The 20135-nt window shown below is 45.3% G+C and carries 15 protein-coding genes and 4 tRNA genes; 16 read left to right on the plus strand and 3 right to left on the minus strand.

Translation table 11 applies throughout. From position 1 onward, the window contains the following. Positions 1-209: 209 nt before the first annotated feature. The 11 genes from V5298_RS06455 to V5298_RS06505 all read left to right on the plus strand — a co-directional run bounded on the left by V5298_RS06455 (position 210) and on the right by V5298_RS06505 (position 10356). Positions 210-286: transfer RNA gene (locus V5298_RS06455), tRNA-Pro, on the plus strand. 23 nt (positions 287-309) lie between these two features. Further along, positions 310-386, plus strand: a tRNA-Arg gene (locus V5298_RS06460). A 75-nt stretch (positions 387-461) separates the two neighbouring features. Further along, positions 462-537: transfer RNA gene (locus V5298_RS06465), tRNA-His, on the plus strand. Positions 538-636: 99 nt separating this feature from the next. After that, a tRNA-Pro gene (locus V5298_RS06470) sits at positions 637-713 on the plus strand. A gap of 280 nt (positions 714-993) precedes the next feature. After that, the gene (tig, locus tag V5298_RS06475) at positions 994-2301 is read left to right on the plus strand and encodes a trigger factor (protein WP_332930653.1); all 1308 of its coding nucleotides are present in this window, start codon (positions 994-996) and stop codon (positions 2299-2301) included. Between the two features lie 96 nt (positions 2302-2397). Continuing rightward, a complete protein-coding gene (gene clpP, locus V5298_RS06480; protein ID WP_332930654.1) occupies positions 2398-3024 on the plus strand; it encodes an ATP-dependent Clp endopeptidase proteolytic subunit ClpP in 627 nt (208 codons plus the stop codon). Positions 3025-3099: 75 nt separating this feature from the next. Continuing rightward, on the plus strand, positions 3100-4374 hold the full coding sequence (clpX, locus tag V5298_RS06485; protein ID WP_332930655.1) for an ATP-dependent protease ATP-binding subunit ClpX: 1275 nt from the start codon (positions 3100-3102) through the stop codon (positions 4372-4374). Positions 4375-4569: 195 nt separating this feature from the next. Continuing rightward, positions 4570-6924, plus strand: coding sequence for an endopeptidase La (gene lon, locus V5298_RS06490; RefSeq protein WP_332930656.1), 2355 nt, complete (start codon positions 4570-4572; stop codon positions 6922-6924). Between the two features lie 312 nt (positions 6925-7236). Then, on the plus strand, positions 7237-7509 hold the full coding sequence (gene hupB / locus V5298_RS06495; RefSeq protein WP_216030080.1) for a nucleoid-associated protein HU-beta: 273 nt from the start codon (positions 7237-7239) through the stop codon (positions 7507-7509). A 245-nt stretch (positions 7510-7754) separates the two neighbouring features. Then, complete coding sequence (locus tag V5298_RS06500; RefSeq protein ID WP_332930657.1) at positions 7755-9647, plus strand: SurA N-terminal domain-containing protein; 1893 nt, start codon at positions 7755-7757, stop codon at positions 9645-9647. A 397-nt stretch (positions 9648-10044) separates the two neighbouring features. Next, positions 10045-10356 (plus strand): hypothetical protein, encoded by a 312-nt coding sequence (locus tag V5298_RS06505; protein ID WP_332930658.1) that lies wholly within the window; start codon positions 10045-10047, stop codon positions 10354-10356. 56 nt (positions 10357-10412) lie between these two features. Here V5298_RS06505 and V5298_RS06510 read toward each other — a convergent pair whose 3' ends face one another. The 3 genes from V5298_RS06510 to rpsT form a co-directional block, all read right to left on the minus strand. Further along, a complete protein-coding gene (locus tag V5298_RS06510; protein ID WP_332930659.1) occupies positions 10413-12131 on the minus strand; it encodes a lysophospholipid acyltransferase family protein in 1719 nt (572 codons plus the stop codon). Positions 12132-12211: 80 nt separating this feature from the next. After that, entirely contained in the window at positions 12212-13012 is an 801-nt protein-coding gene (locus tag V5298_RS06515) for a UDP-2,3-diacylglucosamine diphosphatase (protein ID WP_332930660.1), read from the minus strand. A 169-nt stretch (positions 13013-13181) separates the two neighbouring features. Further along, complete coding sequence (gene rpsT / locus V5298_RS06520) at positions 13182-13442, minus strand: 30S ribosomal protein S20 (RefSeq protein ID WP_332930661.1); 261 nt, start codon at positions 13440-13442, stop codon at positions 13182-13184. Between the two features lie 269 nt (positions 13443-13711). Here rpsT and murJ point away from each other — a divergent pair, with 269 nt between their 5' ends. From murJ to fkpB, 5 genes are all read left to right on the plus strand, one after another. Then, positions 13712-15271 carry a murein biosynthesis integral membrane protein MurJ gene (murJ, locus tag V5298_RS06525; RefSeq protein ID WP_332930662.1) on the plus strand — a complete coding sequence of 520 codons (1560 nt, stop codon included), beginning with the start codon at positions 13712-13714 and terminating at the stop codon, positions 15269-15271. Positions 15272-15361: 90 nt separating this feature from the next. Next, on the plus strand, positions 15362-16300 hold the full coding sequence (gene ribF / locus V5298_RS06530) for a bifunctional riboflavin kinase/FAD synthetase (RefSeq protein ID WP_332930663.1): 939 nt from the start codon (positions 15362-15364) through the stop codon (positions 16298-16300). 51 nt (positions 16301-16351) lie between these two features. Continuing rightward, a complete protein-coding gene (gene ileS, locus V5298_RS06535) occupies positions 16352-19171 on the plus strand; it encodes an isoleucine--tRNA ligase (protein ID WP_332930664.1) in 2820 nt (939 codons plus the stop codon). Further along, a complete protein-coding gene (gene lspA, locus V5298_RS06540; protein WP_332930665.1) occupies positions 19164-19664 on the plus strand; it encodes a signal peptidase II in 501 nt (166 codons plus the stop codon). Before ileS ends, lspA begins: the two co-directional genes overlap by 8 nt. Before the next feature lie 10 nt (positions 19665-19674). Beyond that, entirely contained in the window at positions 19675-20130 is a 456-nt protein-coding gene (fkpB, locus tag V5298_RS06545) for an FKBP-type peptidyl-prolyl cis-trans isomerase (RefSeq protein ID WP_332930666.1), read from the plus strand. Positions 20131-20135: the final 5 nt, after the last annotated feature.

A 20135-nucleotide genomic window follows, 5' to 3' on the forward strand; every position in this document is an offset into this window, starting at 1 on the left:
AATCAGTTGCCTATATTGTTTCATAACTTGTTAGTCCATGACAAAGTGAAAATAGGGGGTAATGTAAGAATAATTGGCTAAAAAAGAGATAGATTGGACGTATTGTGAGCGGTTAGCATTTTTGCTGAAAAAAGTGTTTGACGAGGTTGGGTCTTGTCGGTACTATGCGCACCCCGTAACGGTAGTGAAGTTCACAACCGCTACACAGTCGGTGAGTGGCGCAGTTTGGTAGCGCACTTGGTTTGGGTCCAAGGGGTCGCAGGTTCAAATCCTGTCTCACCGACCATTTTGTAAGCTTCGATTCGTCGAGCGTCCGTAGCTCAGCTGGATAGAGCAACGGCCTTCTAAGCCGTGGGTCGCAGGTTCGAATCCTGCCGGATGCGCCATCGGCGAGTTGGCAGGAACTACTGACATTGCTAAAGCGATGAAGTAGAATAAGTTTGCAAAGCACTTTTACAGTGGTGGGCGTAGCTCAGTTGGTAGAGCCCCGGATTGTGATTCCGGTTGTCGTGGGTTCAAGTCCCATCGTCCACCCCACTTTCTCCCTTATTCAGGGTGAAAAAAGTGCATATCCTCTTAATTCGGTTTTATTAGCCGTCTAGACGCATATCATTTCGTCTTTGTTTTCTTTTTGTTCGGTGAGTGGCGCAGTTTGGTAGCGCACTTGGTTTGGGTCCAAGGGGTCGCAGGTTCAAATCCTGTCTCACCGACCATTTCCCCTAAATTCATACTATTTATTGAAAAAAATCATGCAAGTGACCTTGTAAGTGCTTTTTTATTCAAATTTCCCGCGATTTGTTTTAGTTCCCTCTCGACTCTGCTGAAACCTACTTGTATACTACCGCGTCTTTTTTTAACCAATGTGTTTAAACAACGGTTTAGCACTGTTGAATAATCACCTCTAACCCGGGCGTAAAACGCCTAGATATGGCAAGGACGGGAAAGGGGATACAAACAAAGCGTCATTTTAAGACGCACAGTTGAGGTAACATAATGCAAGTTTCAGTCGAGACGACCCAGGGTTTAGAACGCCGTCTTACTATTACCGTACCTGCAGATTCTGTAGATTCCGCGGTTAAATCGCGTCTTCAACAATTAGCAAAAACGCAGCGTATCAACGGTTTTCGTCCGGGTAAAGTACCGGTAAGCGTTATTAAAAAGCGTTTTGGCGCGGCCGTGCGCCAAGAAGTTGCTGGTGACGTAATGCAGCAAAACTTCTATCAAGCCATTGTTCAGGAAAAAATTAATCCTGCTGGTATGCCTAAATTTGAACTTGTCAAAGATGAAGACGGTCAAGATTTAGAGTTTGTTGCTGCTTTCGAAATATACCCGGAAGTTGAAGTTAAAGGTGTTGAAGAAATTGAAATTGAGAAGCCAGTGGTTGAAATTACCGATGCTGACCTCGATAACATGATGGAAACACTGCAAAAGCAACATGCAACGTGGAAAGAAGTACGTCGCAAAGCGAAAAAAGATGATCGCATTGTTATCGACTTTACCGGTACAGTAGACGGTGAAGAATTTGAAGGCGGAAAAGCGGAAGACTTTACCCTTGAATTAGGTAAAGATCGCATGATCCCCGGCTTCGAAGAACCACTGGTTGGTGCGAAGAAGGGTGAGGATGTTACAGTTGAAGTGACCTTCCCTGAAGACTATCATGCAGAAGCGCTAAAAGGTAAAGCTGCCGTATTTAGTGTGTCGGTTAAGAAAGTCGAAGGGCAAGAGTTACCTGAAGTCGATGAAGAATTTGCGAAATTGTTTGGTGTGGACGAAGGCGGTGTTGAGGCACTGAAAGCGGAAGTACGTAAAAACATGGAACGCGAATTGAGCCAAACGCTGAAAACAACGTTAAAAGAAGACGTTATCAGCAAGCTCATCGAGAAAAATGAATTTGACGTACCAGAAGCACTTATCGAGCAAGAAGTTAACGCATTGCGTGAACAGGCAAAACAGCGTTTCAGCCAACAAGCGGGTGGCGCGCAAAATATGCCAGAATTGCCGGCAGAGCTTTTTAAAGACAATGCATTGCGTCGTGTACGCATTGGCTTGTTACTGGGTGAAATCATTAAGCAAAATGAACTCAAGGCCGATGACGATAAAGTGATGGCATTAATTGAGACTTCTGCTTCTGCTTATGAAGATCCTCAGGAAGTTATCGACTATTATAAAGGTAACGAAGAACTGATGAACCAAATGCGCAATGTCGCATTGGAAGAGCAGGCGATAGAATGGGTATTGGAAAACGCCAAAACTCAGGACGTCACCAAAGCTTTTGACGAGGTTATGAACAAGCAGGCGTAATTGTTACCCCTGATTGACTTATCCTGTCAGCAACTGCTTAAATGCTCGGAAACTTCCGAGCATTGTTGTTTTTAACGCTAAGAAATCAAGGTAGATATGATAAACCCATTTGAACCACAAGATGCATTAGTCCCCATGGTCGTCGAGCAGACGTCTAAAGGTGAACGTTCCTACGATATTTATTCCCGTCTACTGAAAGAAAACGTCATTTTCTTGGTGGGGCAGGTGGAAGATCACATGGCGAATCTGATTGTCGCACAGATGCTCTTCCTAGAAGCTGAAAACCCAGAGAAAGATATTTATTTGTATATTAATTCTCCTGGCGGTTCTGTTACGGCAGGCATGGCAATTTATGATACGATGAACTTCATCAAACCTGATATCAGTACCGTGTGTATTGGTCAGGCGGCCAGTATGGGCGCATTTTTGTTGTCTGGTGGCACAAAGGGCAAACGTTATTGTTTACCTAATGCACGGGTGATGATACATCAACCTTTGGGTGGATTTCAGGGGCAGGCGTCCGATTTTGAAATTCATGCAAAAGAAATTCTCAGTATCAAAGAGAAGATGAATCGTTTGATGGCCCAGCACACAGGACAAGATTATGACACTGTCGCGAAGGATACAGACAGAGATAATTTCCTGAGTGCCTCTGAAGCCAAGGAATATGGCCTGATTGATCAGATTTTAACAAATCGATCTGACGCAGCCGCCACTAAGTAGTATAGTTATAGTAATCCTGAATTTGCGTAGTAACGCGTTTTATTGTTTATTCAGGAAAGGCAGAGGCAAAAAGTAATGAGTGACAAACAGAACGGTGACGGAGACAACAAGCTTTTATACTGTTCCTTTTGTGGCAAAAGCCAACATGAAGTCAGAAAGCTTATAGCGGGTCCGTCCGTTTTCATTTGCGATGAGTGTGTCGAGCTGTGTAATGACATTATTCGCGAAGAAATAAAAGAAATAGCACCGAAGCAAAAGCAGGATGCGTTACCTAAACCCCAGGAAATTCACGCGCATCTGGATGACTATGTAATCGGGCAGGAGCACGCTAAAAAAGTGCTGTCTGTAGCAGTATATAACCACTATAAACGTTTACGTAATGGTGATGTTCACGACGGTGTGGAACTCGGAAAAAGCAATATCTTGCTTATCGGTCCTACTGGTAGTGGTAAAACATTGCTTGCAGAAACATTGGCGAGGTTGCTCGATGTACCCTTTACAATGGCTGATGCCACCACCCTGACTGAAGCGGGTTATGTGGGCGAAGACGTTGAGAATATCATTCAGAAGTTGTTGCAAAAATGCGATTACGACGTCGAGAAAGCACAACGGGGTATTGTGTATATCGATGAGATTGACAAGATTTCACGTAAATCCGACAATCCTTCTATTACCCGGGATGTGTCCGGTGAAGGTGTGCAACAAGCATTACTGAAACTGATTGAAGGTACTGTTGCATCCGTGCCGCCCCAGGGTGGTAGAAAGCATCCTCAGCAAGAATTTTTGCAAGTGGATACCTCGAAAATTCTGTTTATTTGTGGTGGTGCCTTTGCCGGTTTAGACAAGGTCATTGAGCAACGGGCGAATAAAGATACGGGTATCGGCTTTGGCGCTTCAGTGAAGTCTAAAGACAACGAGCGGAAGGTTAGTGACTTATTTAAGAGAGTCGAACCGGAAGATCTGGTTAAATACGGACTGATCCCTGAATTTATTGGTCGTTTACCGGTGGTAACCAGCTTAGAAGAGCTTAGCGAAGATGCGTTGATTCAGATTCTCCGTGAACCTAAGAACGCCATCACCAAGCAATATGGCGCATTGTTCGCCATGGAAGATGCAGAGCTGGAATTTAGAGATGATGCCCTTCAGGCTATTGCCCGTAAAGCCATGCAACGTAAAACCGGTGCACGTGGATTACGCTCCATTGTAGAAGCAGTACTGCTTGATACCATGTATGATCTTCCCTCAATGGAAAATGTCAGCAAAATCGTTATTGATGAGTCTGTAATTAAAGGCGAATCCAAACCGATTTTGATGTACAAAAATGAAGAGAAAAAAGCTGCGTCAGAATAATGACCGGTAATGGATAATAAGAAGGCCCAGCTGGGCCTTTTTTTTTGATTTTTCTTTGGGGATTTAAATAAAAAGGTTGCACCCTTTTTAGAAATCGATAATGGTAAACAAACAGGGATGATACCGCTTTTTTGTTTGAACTTTGCCGTAACATCCCCATATAAAAAATACTTTTGAATTAAACAGAGAACACGTATGACAGTAGAGCGTGACGATCGCATTGAGATCCCCGTACTTGCCTTGCGGGACGTAGTTGTATATCCCCATATGGTCATACCGCTATTTGTCGGCAGAGAAAAATCCATTCGCTGTCTTGAAGCTGCTATGGAAAATGATAAACAGATTTTTCTTGTCGCGCAGAAAGACGCCAGTGTGGATGAGCCAGAAGCGGATGATATTTTCCAAATTGGTACCCTAGCAACCATTCTGCAACTTTTAAAATTACCCGATGGCACGGTGAAGGTGTTAGTAGAGGGTAATGTACGTGGAGAAATTCACGCCTATCAGCAATCAGAGCCGTTTTTTACCGCCGAAGTCTCCACCGTTAAAGATGAGTCTGTTGCTGAGAATGAACAGGAAGTCCTGATTCGCTCAGCGGTGTCTCAGTTTGAAGGCTATGTCAAACTTAACAAGAAGATACCGCCGGAAGTTTTGACTTCGTTAAATGGTATTGATGATGCTGCACGCTTAGCTGACACCATGGCAGCGCACATGCCACTAAAATTGGCTGAAAAGCAAAAAGTGCTGGAGATGAAAGGGATTAATGATCGCCTTGAATATCTGATGGCACTGATGGAAGGCGAAATCGATCTACTTCAGGTTGAGAAGAAAATTCGCACCCGCGTGAAAAAGCAAATGGAAAAAAGTCAGCGGGAGTATTATCTCAACGAACAAATGAAGGCTATTCAGAAAGAACTCGGTGAGCTTGATGATGCCCCCGATGAATTTGAAGCGCTGAATAAAAAAATAGAAGCGGCAAAGATGCCCAAAGAGGCCGAAGAAAAAGCCCGGGCAGAACTGCAAAAATTAAAAATGATGTCGCCCATGTCGGCAGAAGCCACAGTGGTACGAAGCTACATAGAGTGGCTGACTAATGTGCCCTGGCATAAACGTAGTGCGGTTAAAAAGGATTTATCCTTAGCGGAGAAAATTCTCGATGAAGATCACTACGGCCTGGAAAAAGTAAAAGAACGCATCGTTGAATACCTGGCCGTGCAAAAACGGGTGAAAAAGCTCAAAGGGCCAATTTTGTGCCTTGTGGGACCACCTGGGGTGGGGAAAACCTCGCTGGGCCAGTCCATTGCTAAAGCCACGGGCAGAAAATATGTGCGTATGGCCTTAGGCGGCGTGCGTGATGAAGCGGAAATTCGCGGCCATCGTCGTACCTACATTGGTTCGTTGCCCGGTAAACTGATTCAGAAAATGGCCAAAGTAGGGGTCAAAAATCCCCTGTTTTTGCTCGATGAAATCGACAAGATGTCTTCGGATATGCGTGGCGATCCGTCATCGGCATTGCTTGAAGTGCTCGACCCGGAACAAAACAGTAGTTTCAGTGATCACTACCTTGAAGTGGATTACGACTTATCGGATGTTATGTTCGTAGCCACCTCAAATAGTATGAATATTCCCGGTCCATTGTTGGACAGAATGGAAGTGATTCGTTTATCTGGCTACACCGAAGATGAAAAGTTAAATATTGCGATTAATCACTTGATTGCCAAACAGATGGAACGCAATGGATTAAAAGCAAAAGAACTGGATATTACGGATTCTGCCATCATTGGTATTATTCGCTACTACACCCGTGAAGCAGGGGTACGTAACCTTGAGCGAGAAATATCCAAAATCTGTCGTAAAGCAGTAAAAGATATTCTGCTCAGTAAGAGTAGCGAAAAGGTGGTGGTTACCCAGGAAAATCTAAAAGATTACCTTGGGGTACAACGTTTCGATTATGGCAAGGCCGATAAAGATAACCAAATTGGACAGGTTACAGGCTTGGCATGGACTCAAGTGGGTGGTGACTTGTTGACCATTGAAACCACTGCCGTGCCGGGTAAGGGGAAAATGACCTCTACCGGTTCCCTTGGTGATGTAATGCAAGAATCTATTCAAGCGGCCATGACCGTGGTAAGAAGCCGGGCAGAAAAGTTACGTATTAATGAAAACTTTTATGAAAAGCGGGATATTCACGTTCATGTTCCTGAAGGTGCCACACCTAAAGATGGACCGAGTGCGGGTATTGCGATGTGTACTGCTTTGGTGTCTACATTAACTGGTAACCCGGTACGATGTGATGTGGCCATGACAGGTGAAATTACACTTCGAGGCGAAGTGCTGGCTATTGGTGGATTGAAAGAAAAACTACTAGCAGCGCACCGAGGTGGTATTAAAACCGTCATCATTCCAAAAGATAACGAACGTGATTTGGAAGAAATTCCTGACAATGTTAAGGCGGATTTAGCCATTCATCCGGTAAAATGGATAGATGATGTACTGGATATTGCCTTACAAGAGCCCGTTGAATCGTTTCAGGTTGTCGCTAATAAGTGACGGCGGATGTAGGCTGAACCGCAATAAATTCGCGGGTTTCAGCCTTTCTCTCTAGGAATAGTTCAAAAAATAGACGTTGAACCGTAATTTTCACTATTTTTTTTGAATTTAGGGCTTTCAAGTCTTAGAAGTTGTGTTACCTTTACAACGTACTCGCTTGAAGCCTTGTCTATAAAGGGATTGCAGCGATTCATTAAACCTTAATCAATATAACAGTTAGCTTGATTGTAATAAGCAAGCTTGTTATAACGTTCCGACGACAATGACTGTTTTCGGACAAGAGTATAATAACAATCGAAGGGGATTATAATTGTGAACAAGTCTCAACTCATCGACCAAATCGCTGCTGGTGCAGACATTTCTAAAGCAGCTGCAGGCCGTGCATTAGATGCATTTACTGATGCGGTAACTGAAGCGCTTAAAGAAGGTGATCAAGTTGCACTGGTAGGTTTCGGTACTTTTGCGGTACGTGAACGCTCTGCGCGTAGTGGCCGTAATCCTCAAACTGGTGAGACTATTCAAATCGCAGCTGCTAAAGTTCCTTCTTTCAAAGCTGGTAAAGCATTGAAAGACGCTTGTAACTAAGCAGAACAAGATTCGACAAAAGGCGATGGTTTTAACCATCGCCTTTTTTATTTTTCCATCCTTAAAATTTAATCAATAATGGTTAATAGGCTTTAAGTCGCCACTAAATAGTTTAGATTAACGAAAAAGGCGGTGGAAAAGTCGCGTTTAAGGAATGGAGTCGATATAATCTTGCCTTATTTTTCCCTGCACCCATATAAAAAATCAGCGGGAAACGCAGTTAGCAACGGAGTTGAAATTAAGTCATGTTAGAAAGAATTAGAGAAGGTTCTCAAGGCCCCTGGGCAATGCTTATCATTGGTCTGGTGGTACTGAGCTTTGTCTTTGCCGGTATTGGGAGTTATCTGAATAGTTCTGGCCAGACAGTGGCTGCCACGGTTAATGGCGAAGATATTAGCTTAAGTGAACTGGAGCGTGCTTATCAAGCGCAGCGCAGTCGAATGGAATCTCAGTATGGCGACAGCGTTACCGCATTGTTCAGTGACGAAGGTTACCTGAAGCAATTTCGCCGAAGTGTACTGGATGACTTAATCAACGAGAAGCTGGTGCAGCAGAAGGCCGAAGAAATAGGTTTGCGTATCAGTGATGATCAAATCCGCAAAACCATCGTCAATATGCCTGAATTCCAAATTAGCGGCAAATTTAACAATGATCGCTATCTTGCTTTGTTACGCCAAAATGGGTTTCAACCGAGTGATTTTCGCGATTATTTGCGCACACAGTTAACCCGCGAGCAACTCACCCGTGCATTAGGTATTTCAGATTTTGCTTTGCCCGGCGAAGCCAAGCAACTGTATTCCATGCAGGCGCAAACCCGTGATGCACGTTACTTCATCGCTAATGCCGCTTCTTTTGCTGATAACGCCAGCGTTTCTGATGAAGAAATTCAAAGCTATTATGATGCTCATATAACGGCATTTGATACGGAAGAAGAAGTGAACGTCGCTTATGTCACCTTATCTGTGGATGATCTAAAAGAAGATGTGACGGTTACCGACGATGAGATTGCCAAATGGTATGAAGAAAACCAGGATCTATATCGTAAAGATGAGCAGCGCCGTGTTTCCCATATTCTGATTGAACGGGGCGATGATGCCGCGGCTGCAAAGGCGAAAGCTGAAGCATTGCTAAAAACCATCAATGAAGGGGCTGACTTTGCCACAGTGGCAAAAGAGAATTCTGATGACACGTTTTCTGCTGAAAATGGCGGGGATTTGGATTATATCACCCCAGGCTTAATGGAAGATGCTTTTGATAAAGCGGTTTTTGCATTACAAAATGTGGGTGATGTATCAGATGTTGTGGAGACAGAATACGGTTACCACATCATCACCTTGACCGATATTAGACCCGAATCGCTGAAAACCTTGGATGAGGTTGCCGATGATATTCGTGATAACCTGCAAAGCGACAAGGCCACAGAGCTTTTCTATGACCTTCAATCCCGTATGGCGGAAGTGGCCTTTGAAGTGCCTGACAACTTAGACGAAGTTGCGGCCATTGCCAATCAACCAATCAAAGAAACGGGGTTATTTGCCCGTAGTAAGGTGCCCGCAGAGGTGGATTACCCTCAAGTTATCAGTGATATCTTCTCTCCTGAACTTATTGAAGAGGGCGTTAACAGTGATGTGATTGAGCTGGACGATAATAATGTCATGGTTGTGCGGGTAAAAACCCATGAGCCACAACGAACCAAGTCATTGGATGAGGTGAAAGGAGACATTCTGGCCTCGTTACGGGACGAAAAAGCACAACAAGCCGCACAGGCTTGGGCCGAAGAACAATTAGCCGCACTCGCTCAAGGCAATACCATTGATGAGGTGCTGGCGGAAAAAGGCATTAGCTGGAAAACCGCTGAGAATGTCAATCGTGCTAATAGCGAGTTACCACATAAAGTGGTTGAGACCTTATTTACCCTTGCACCTTCATCAGAAGGCGCACGGGAAGTCACGTTACTTGGCACAGGGGATGTTGCCCTTGTGGAGCTAACGGCGGTTAATTCAGCGCCTACGGTTGATGAGGTCACCCTTGCCGATATTCAACAACGTCTCGGCGCTTCCTATAGCCAATCGCTTTACGATGGCTATGTCAGCGCGCTGCGCAATGAAGCGGATATCGCGATCAACGCGAATCAGTAAGGGATATCAAAACCAAAAAAGTGCGCTTAATGCGCACTTTTTTTTGGGCGAAATTTAGGTGTGGGTTAACACCATCATCACCGAGTAAAAAAGCGCTATAGCCGTTGATATAACAAGAATGTATATGAACCCTTGTTTTCCTTCAGCCACACTCCAGTTGTTGATTTTTAAATACCCAAACCATATAAGGCTTAGTACCAATGGGATTAAAACGATAAATTTTATCACGGATAAACGTTCCTTTGCTGTCGCAAATATGATGCGGAAAAAAAGACATAGCGTCCAGTGGTTCTAGATTAAATTAGTAACTTGTTGATTTTAAACGCTAAGAATGCATGGTGTAAAACTTGCTTAATACTAAGTCAATCTTCATTTTGTGACGAGTAACAGCATCAGTATGAAACTGCGTATAGGTTTAGCGTTCGTTGTGATCATTGGCGTTAACGTAAGTGTCGCGTGTGCCGCAGATAGAGGAAGGAATATGGACGTATTAACGATTGATACAACACCCAAAACAGCAACGGATATTCGCCCTTTGCAAGACACTATTTATACACAACCTCTTTATCTTCTTCGCAGTGACAACATAGATAGTAGCTTGGTGCGTTTTGATAAGTCGGGTGCATTGGTGATGACAGCAAAAGATTCTGAAGACAACCGGATGGGTTATCGAAGCCCTACCAAAGCACCCGCAAAAAAACACCACTAATCCCGCTTTTGGCTGCTAAAGAAAGTGCCGCAGCCAAAAAGGGAGGCATGAATGTGTCAGGCAGTTTTTGCCATATCCACATGTTGCAAGTAGCGTTTACGCTTTTTGTCGGTTAATTTTTCCAAATCCACCACAACCAATCCGTCAATACATTCATTGAAATCCGGATCCACATTAAAATCCAGAAAGGCAACCCCACCTTGTTTGGCAACTTCGGTATATTGCTTGTACAGGGTAGGGACATTAACGCCCATATTGGCTAATAAATGCTTTAACTCAGAAAATTCTTTTTTGTAATCGTTGCCGGTAAAGGTTTCCAACATATCGCAAGACACCTGATACGGCATACGAGACGTGGCCTTGCCAAACTGTGGCGGGAAGTGGGTGCGATAAAACTGCACCAGTAAATCCTTTGCCGGTTGGGGATAGGCGTTACTAATGGAAACCGCACCAAATAAATAGCGGTACTTAGGGTAACGAGCTAAAAACGCACCAATACCAAACCACAGGTAGTCTAAGCTACGTTTTCCCCAATAGCGGGGCTGCACAAAACTGCGCCCAAGCTCCAGTCCTTGAGCAAAAAGCCCGTGATTGTCCTTGTGGTAATCAAAGAGGGTTGCCGAGTATAACCCTGTGGGATGATCGGGTTGTGATAAAATTTCGGCATCGCCAAACCGGTACGCCCCTGCGATTTCCAAATCATTTTCATCCCACAACACTAAATGATAGTAATGAGAGTCGTAAGGATCCATATCTCTTCGTCGGTTTGTACCTTCACCTACGGCACGAAATGCGATTTCCCGTAGGCGCCCGATTTCTCGCATAATTGGCGAACACCCTGTGTGTTGATACAGATAAATGTGTTTGCCGTCCGTGGTATGACCGAGTAATTCGCACTGTTTAATGGCCCGAGTCAATTCTTGTCTGTCTTCCGGCATGGCAATGGGAGCCTGAGTGGCTAATACGCCTTTGCGATTATTGCCTATACGGTACAAGTGACGTTTGAAGAGTTTCACTTGTTCTTTCACCGGTAGGGTGAGCTGAGCATAAGCTTCACAGGGAATGAGTTCACCGATCCGCATAGGCAGATGTTTTTTACGCTGCTTAAACATTTCTTTGACCAGCAATACGGTGGCCAAGGGCTTGTAAATCATAGACACGCCGTAAAATAGCGGTGAGTTTTTCGCGTCGATATACACTGGCAGTACAGGGGCTGAGGTTTGTTTAGCAATGCGAAGAAAGCCCGTGTGCCAGCGTGTATCTCGCACTCCCTGTGGCCGTAAGCGGGAGACTTCGCCGGCGGGAAAAATCAAAATGGCACCTTCACTATTTAAATGATCATGGATCGCATGAAGGTGTTGCTTAGGTGTGCCACCTTGCATGTTGTTCACCGGCAGCAACATGTTGTGTAGGGGTTTAATGGCCATGAGCATTTCGTTGGCCACCACTTTTAAATCGTGACGCACTTCGCTCACCAGTTTTATTAATGCCAAGCCATCTAAGGTGCCGATGGGATGATTGGCAATAATAACAACCCGTCCAGTAGAAGGAATACGCTCTTTTTCGACATCCCGTGTGGAATAGCTGATATTGAAATATTCCAATACCTGTTCGACGAAATCGATATCTTCATAATGGGGATAAGTTGCAGTGAACTCGGACATCTCCCGTTCATGAAGAAGATGGCGCAACACAAAAGAAAGGGATTTAAATAGCCAGGGCTTATCCACAACCTGCGGATAGTGGCGCGTTAATACATCATCAACGGTAAACATAATCAATCTCGTTGTTTTGGACGAACGATAACAGCCTAATATGACGTTTTTTCTGTACTTTGTTGTCAGTTACATGACAGCTACGCTGCTTTCGAGGTTTTTGCGCGGGGCTTTAGCTGAGTAACGGACATATGTTGTTGCATTTGTGTTGTCCAGCAAATTAACGACAGGTTGCCCTGATTGTCTTCACCTAGCGCAGAGCAATTTTCTATCCAGTCGCCGTCATTGACATAGTGAATACCATTTTCAATGTGTTCTTCCGGGTGGTGAATGTGGCCGCAAATTACGCCGTCCAGTTGCATTTTTTCTGCCCGTTGACAGCAAGCTGTGCGGTAGCGAGCGATGGCGGTATTCGCCCCTTTAATGTGTTGTTTAATATAGCCGGCCAGGGACCAGTAGTGGTTGTTTTGCCATTGTCTGAAGCGGTTATACCAACGATTAAGAAATAACAGCAGATCGTAGCCTTTGTCGCCAATCCAGCCGTGAAATTTGCCTAAGGTCACGTCGCCATCAAACTGGTCGCCGTGTAAAACCAGGTAGTTTTTTCCCTTCGCGGTGGTGTGAACAAACTCTCGGCAGATATCGATATTGCCAAATTGCATGCCACTGTAAGACTGAAGGGGTTCATCATGATTGCCTGGTAGATAAATCACTTTGGTTCCTTCACGGCTCATACGCATAAAGGTTTGTAATACCTGATTGTGAGCATCTGGCCAACGAAACTGTCGGGTCATTTCCCACATATCCACGATGTCACCCACTAAATAGAGGGTATCTACGGTCACATGATTGAGAAAATCGAGAAGATACTCGGCTTTACAATCTTTGTTGCCCAAATGAATATCCGATAACCAAAGTGCGCGATAGTGAGTGAGTTTCATATACTTTCCAAAGTGACGACTTTGAAATGGAATATTAGGGGGGTTACTTGACAGCTTTGTGTCTATTGATTGACAGCTAAGTGACGATTGGGTGACGAATTAATGACAGAGGCAAAAGCGGAGGCAAAAAAAAAGCGCCTAACGGCGCTTTTTATATTGAAAAACAGTTTTACAGCGCTTTAATTTGCGCCGCTAAACGACTCTTGTGACGAGCCGCTTTGTTCTTGTGAATCAAACCCTTGGTAGCCATTCTGTCAAGGATCGGTGTAGCAGTAGCCAGTGCAGCTTGTGCACCTTCTTTATCACCTGCAGCGATTGCAGCTACGACTTTTTTGATGCTTGTACGAGTCATGGAGCGACGGCTGGCATTATGCTGACGACGCTTTTCGGCCTGAATTGCACGTTTCTTAGCAGACTTAATGTTAGCCAAGGTGTAACTCCCAAAATAAATTCATGTCTAAAAAATAGGGTGCGGATTATGCTTATCTATTGAATAAATGTCAAACTATTTTCCTTTAAAAGTAAGAATAATAGTGTTCCAGAGGCATAAAGGCACGTCCTGCGTGAGATGGGCGCAAGTATAGCAAGGCGTCAAATGGAATTCACCCTCCTAAAGCATAAATTTTTAAGAGTGTTTCCCCCTGTCTTCTGCATCCGCTATAGTGTGCGTCCAATTATTTGTTGTTCAGTGAAAGTGTCGTGTCAGGGAAATTGTTAAAATCAGGCCTAATCGTTAGTGTGATGACATTAATCTCGCGGGTATTAGGGCTAGTGCGAGATGTGGTTGTGGCGCGCCTAATGGGTGATGGTGCCGCTGCGGATGTGTTTTTCTTTGCCAATAAAATTCCCAATTTTTTACGCAGACTGTTTGCTGAAGGTGCCTTTGCCCAAGCGTTTATTCCTGTGCTGACCGAAGTGAATCAACAACAGGATGAGGCCGAACTCAAAGCCTTTATCGCGAAGGTGTCAGGCACCCTAGGTGCCATTGTTTTTGTTGTGGCAATACTTGGCGTTGTTGGCTCGCCGGTGGTCACCGCGCTTTTTGGTACAGGCTGGTTTATCGCTTGGCTTGAAGGGGATGAAGCGGGGAGTAAGTTTGAACTTGCTTCTACCATGTTGAAAATCACCTTTCCTTACATTGCATTTATTTCTCTTACCGGATTAGCCGGGGCTGTCCTTAACACCCTGAACAAATTTGCTGTGGCGGCGTTTACGCCGGTTCTCCTGAATGTTTGTATCATTGCTTGTGCATACGGGTTAACGCCGTATATCGCGCAACCGGCTTTTGCCCTCGCCTGGGGAGTCTTTATTGGGGGCATTGTACAATTAGCTTTTCAATTGCCTTTTCTATATCGTGCGGGCGTGTTGGTAAAACCGAAATGGGGTTGGCGAGATCCAGGCGTGGTTAAAGTCCGAACCCTGATGATCCCCGCGCTTTTTGGTGTGTCGGTAGGGCAGATAAACCTGCTGCTTGACACTTTGATTGCCAGTTTCCTTACTACCGGCTCCATCAGTTGGCTGTATTATTCTGATCGCTTGCTGGAATTTCCATTAGGATTGTTTGGCATTGCCATCGCCACGGTGATTTTACCCACATTGTCGCGCAATCATGTGGCCAACAACCCACAAGCCTTTAGTGGCAATATGGATTGGGCCATACGCATGGTCTGTGTGTTAGGTATACCGGCAGCTGTGGGCCTGGCCTTTATGGCAGAGCCTATTCTTACGGTTATTTTTCAGCGCGGCGCGTTTTCTGAGCAAACCGCCAAGATGGCTTCTTATTCTTTGATTGCCTATTCCTTTGGCTTGATAAGTTTTATGCTCGTAAAAGTCTTAGCGCCGGGTTTTTATTCCCGTCAAGATACCAAAACGCCCGTTAAGTTCGGGATTTGGTGTATGGCGGCCAACATGGTCTTTAATCTTATTTTCGCTATTCCGTATGGCTATATTGGTTTGGCCATTGCAACGTCACTGTCGGCGACACTCAATGCCGGTTTGCTTTATGTTACCCTTCATCGAAAGGGCGTTTATCGGGCCAAACCGGAAACCGTGGGATTCGTTTTGAAAATTATCCTTGCCAGTGTTGCCATGGCCGCGGTGATTCAGTATTTCAATTTGGGCGATAAATTTTATGCATTGTCGCTGGTTAAACAAATCGAACATGTGTCTATGACCATAGGTGCCGCGGTGTCCGCGTTTGTTTTATTATTACTTGTATTCGGCGTGAGACTTCGACACTTTAAAGCAATTGGCGGATAAACCATGCGCAACGATTGGTATTACGGTTCGGGTCGTTTATAATCGCGGGCTTTATAAATAAAGCGTCAGTTATTAGGAATTCAGCAGCAAGTGGAATTAATTCGCGGTCTACACAATTTGCGCCCTGATCACAGTGGGTGTGTACTGACCATTGGGAAGTTTGACGGCGTGCATTGCGGGCATCAGGCGGTATTGGCCAATGTCCACGAAAAAACCAGAGAACTGGGGCTCCCCTCAACGGTAATGGTCTTTGAGCCCCAGCCCGAAGAAGTGTTTAGCCCGGAATCCGCGCCAGCGCGACTGAGTACACTAAGAGAAAAGTACACCCTGTTGAAAGAACAAAATGTGGACAGACTTTTGTGTGTACGTTTTGACAAGCACTTTGCTAAGCAGTCGGCTCAGTCGTTTATTGAAGAGTTATTGGTGGCACGTTTAGGTGTGCGCTTTCTTGTGGTGGGCGATGATTTTCGCTTTGGACGCCAGCGACAAGGCGATTTCGCCATGTTACAACAAGCCGGTAAAAAACTGGGGTTTGATGTCGCCAGTACGCAAAGTTTTATGGTGGATAAATGCCGGATAAGTTCCACCGCGGTAAGAGAAGCCCTTGCCCGGGGCGATTTTAACCGTGCCAATTCCATGTTAGGTCGTCCTTTTGTCATTGAAGGCCGGGTTGTGCACGGAGAGAAAAAAGGTAGAACCATAGGTTTTCCCACGGCAAATGTGCTTTTAAAGCGTTCCCGTTCACCCATTGACGGTGTTTTTGCGGTGCATGTGGACGTGGATGGCAAACGTTTCAACGGCGTAGCCAATGTTGGAACAAGACCTACGGTGGAAGGAAAACGGACTCAACTTGAAGTGCATATTTTCCGTTTTAACGGGGTATTGTACGGAAAACAAATTCACGTATATCCGGTAAAGAAACTTCGAGACGAGAAAAAATTTGCCTCTTTTGAGGTGTTAAAACAGCAAATTCAGCGAGATGCAGAGATAGCCAAGGCTCTCTTTGCTAATTCTCTGACACAAATTTAATCAAATTGTTGCGAAATATCGCAACGACAGGTGGACGGAAATAACGAGTTTATGAGCGATTACAAACCCACATTGAATTTACCGGAGACGCCATTCCCTATGCGAGGCAACCTCGCAAAAAGAGAACCGGCAATGCTTAAAAGCTGGCAGGAAAAGAATTTGTACACGCAAATTCGTGAAGCGAAAGCCGGCAAAAAACCGTTTATATTGCATGATGGCCCTCCTTATGCGAATGGTGATATTCATATTGGTCACGCGGTAAACAAAATCCTCAAAGACATTATCGTTAAATCCAAAACCTTGTCTGATTTTGATGCGCCCTATGTGCCCGGATGGGACTGTCACGGTCTGCCCATTGAATTGATGGTGGAGAAGAAAGTGGGTAAGCCGGGTGTGAAGGTATCAGCGGCTGAATTTCGTCAAAAATGCCGTGAGTATGCGCAAAAGCAAATTGATGGCCAAATGGCCGACTTTAAACGCTTAGGTGTGTTTGGTGAATGGGATAAGCCCTATAAAACCATGGAATTTAGTTCTGAAGCCGACATAATTCGTGCGTTAGGACAAATTGTTGAATCAGGCCATCTAGAAAAAGGGTTCAAACCGGTTCACTGGTGTACAGATTGTGGTTCGGCCCTTGCTGAAGCGGAAGTGGAGTATAAAGACAAGGTTTCTCCTGCTATTGATGTCAAATTTCCGCTGGCGGATACGGCGAAAATTGCCAACGCGTTTGGGGTAGAGGAAAGCGCGCTTTGCGCGCACCATGCCTCGGCGGTGATTTGGACAACCACGCCTTGGACACTGCCAGCTAACCGCGCAATTAGTTTGCATCCTGAATTGACCTATAGCTTGATTGAAATTGCCGGTGGAGATTGGATTATTCTGGCCGAAGATCTGGTGGAAAGCTGTATGTCTCGCTATGGCATAGACGCATTTACCACGGTGGCGACTTGTTTAGGACAAGCACTGGAAAACCTAGTGGTTCAGCATCCGTTTTTGGATATTACCGTGCCGTTTATCTTAGGCGAACATGTTACCACAGATTCGGGTACTGGCTTAGTGCATACAGCGCCTGCCCATGGTGTTGACGATTTTAATGTGGGTAAAAAATACGGTATTGAAGTGTATAACCCGGTGGGAAATAACGGGGTTTATAAAGAAGATACGCCGATTTTTGCCGGCCAATTTGTGTTTAAGGCAAATAAATCCATTGTCGAAAAGTTAGAAGAAAACGGCAATCTGTTGTTAAACGTCAACTACGAACACAGTTATCCTCATTGCTGGCGTCATAAAACGCCGATTATTTTCCGTGCCACCCCTCAGTGGTTTATCAGCATGGATAAAAAAGGGCTGCGTCAAGCTTCGTTAGAACAAATCGAAAAAACCAAGTGGATCCCTGAGTGGGGCCAAAATCGTATTGAAAAAATGGTGGAAGGCCGTCCGGACTGGTGTATTTCCCGTCAGCGGACTTGGGGCGTGCCTATTCCGTTATTTGTGCACAGTATCAGCGGTGAGTTGCATCCTCAAACTGCACAAATCATCGAAACCGTGGCCAAGGCCGTGGAAGAAAAAGGGATTCAAGCTTGGTGGGATTTGGACGATGCCCAATTACTGGGTGACGATGCGGATCAGTATGACAAGGTATTAGATACTCTTGATGTATGGTTTGACTCTGGGGTGACCCATTATTTTGTTGTCGACCGTCGGGATGATATTCCTGCCAGTGCGGATCTGTACCTTGAAGGGTCGGATCAACACCGTGGCTGGTTTATGTCCTCCTTGATGACATCGACGGCCATGCACGGCCATGCACCTTATAAAGAAGTCCTTACCCATGGTTTCACTGTGGATGCCAAAGGCCGAAAAATGTCTAAATCCGTAGGCAACGTGGTGGCACCTCAACATGTAACCAATAAATTAGGCGCCGATATTTTGCGTTTGTGGGTGGCGTCAACGGATTACCGCGGTGAAATTGCGGTAAGTGATGAGATCCTTAACCGGGCCGCCGATGCGTACCGTCGTATACGTAATACCGCCCGCTTCTTACTGGCGAACCTTAACGGTTTTGATCCAAAGGTTGATGCGGTAGAACCGGCGAACATGGTGGCACTGGATCGTTGGATTGTGGCGCGTACTGCCCAACTACAACAAGAAATTATCGAAGCCTACAGTCAATACGACATGTTGGTGGTATCGCAGAAGTTAACCCATTTTTGTTCTATCGAATTGGGCAGTTTCTATCTGGATATTATCAAAGATAGACAGTATACGGCGAAAGGCGACAGCAATGCCCGTCGCTCTTGTCAAACCGCCTTGTACCATATTATCGAAGCGTTGGTACGCTGGATGGCGCCTATCACCAGTTTTACTGCTCAGGAAATCTGGGAAGCGTTACCGGGAGAGCGCAGTGAATTTGTATTCACCGAATCTTGGTATGAAGGGCTCGATGGCTTTGCTACCACCGGCGATTTTGACGATGCCTTCTGGCATGACGTGATGGCGGTAAAAGATGCGGCGAATCAGGCCATGGAGCAGGCGCGTAAAGACGGTTTGCTGGGTGGTTCACTGGAAGCTAACATTACCTTGTACGCCGACGAAAAACTCTTCACCTTGCTGTCAAAACTGGAAGATGAACTGCGTTTCGTATTGATTACGTCTTCGGCGGTACTTGCACCGCTTGTTGATAAGCCTGATACGGCTAAAGACACCACGGTGAAAGGTTTGTCTATCGAAGTGGCAAAAAGCGATGCCAAAAAATGTGTTCGCTGCTGGCATCATCGCGATGATGTAGGGACACATGACGCGCATCCAGAATTGTGTGGTCGTTGTGTTACCAACGTCGATGGTGAAGGGGAAACCCGACAGTATGCCTAAATTACTGACTGATACCGGATTACGGTTTCTCTGGATAAGCGTTGTTGTTGTTATACTTGATCTTTGGAGCAAGTATGAAGTGATCGGCAAGATGTCATTGTCCGAATCAATACAGGTATTGCCCTTTTTTAATCTGACGTATGTTCGTAATTATGGCGCGGCATTTAGTTTTCTCCATGATGCCTCCGGCTGGCAGCGATGGTTCTTTACTGCCATTGCGGTTGCGGTCAGCGTGGTGATCCTGTGGTGGTTAAAGCAAGCAGGAAAACAACAGCGCCTGTTACCGGTGGCGTTTTGTTTTATTCTTGGCGGCGCGGTGGGGAATGTCTACGATCGTTTAATGCACGGGTATGTCATCGATTTTCTCGACTTTTACCTTGGGCAGTGGCATTGGCCAGCCTTTAACTTGGCAGACAGTGCGATTTTTATCGGCGCAGCATTATTAATTATTGATATGCTAAGCGCAAAGAATGACAACGGCGGCGAGAAGTAGGAGCAGGCAGATGAGCGAAAACATTATCGATGCACAATCTGAAGTGATTATGCATTTTGATCTTAAACTGGAAGATGGTTCCGCCGCTGACAGTACACGAATAAACAACAAACCGGCAAAATTGGTTATGGGCGATGGTAGCCTGACACCGAATTTTGAAGCCTGTTTGCTGGGACTGAAAAAAGGCGAGAAAAAAGCATTTACACTGGCCGCTGATGACGCCTTTGGGCAGCCGAATCCTGACAATATTCATCACATGGAACGTAGTCGTTTTAGCAGCGATTTAGAATTAGCCGAAGGCACCATAGTGGCTTTTTCCCAACCCGATGGTAGCGAAGTTCCAGGCATTGTCAGAAGTGTGGCCGGTGATTCAGTAACGGTTGATTTTAACCACCCGCTTGCGGGGCAAACGGTTATTTTTGATGTGGAAATTATTGATGTGTTGCCCGCGCAAAATAAAGGCTAACACAG

It is taken from the genome of Alteromonas sp. 14N.309.X.WAT.G.H12 (genome assembly GCF_036697315.1).
GTDB lineage: Bacteria > Pseudomonadota > Gammaproteobacteria > Enterobacterales > Alteromonadaceae > Alteromonas.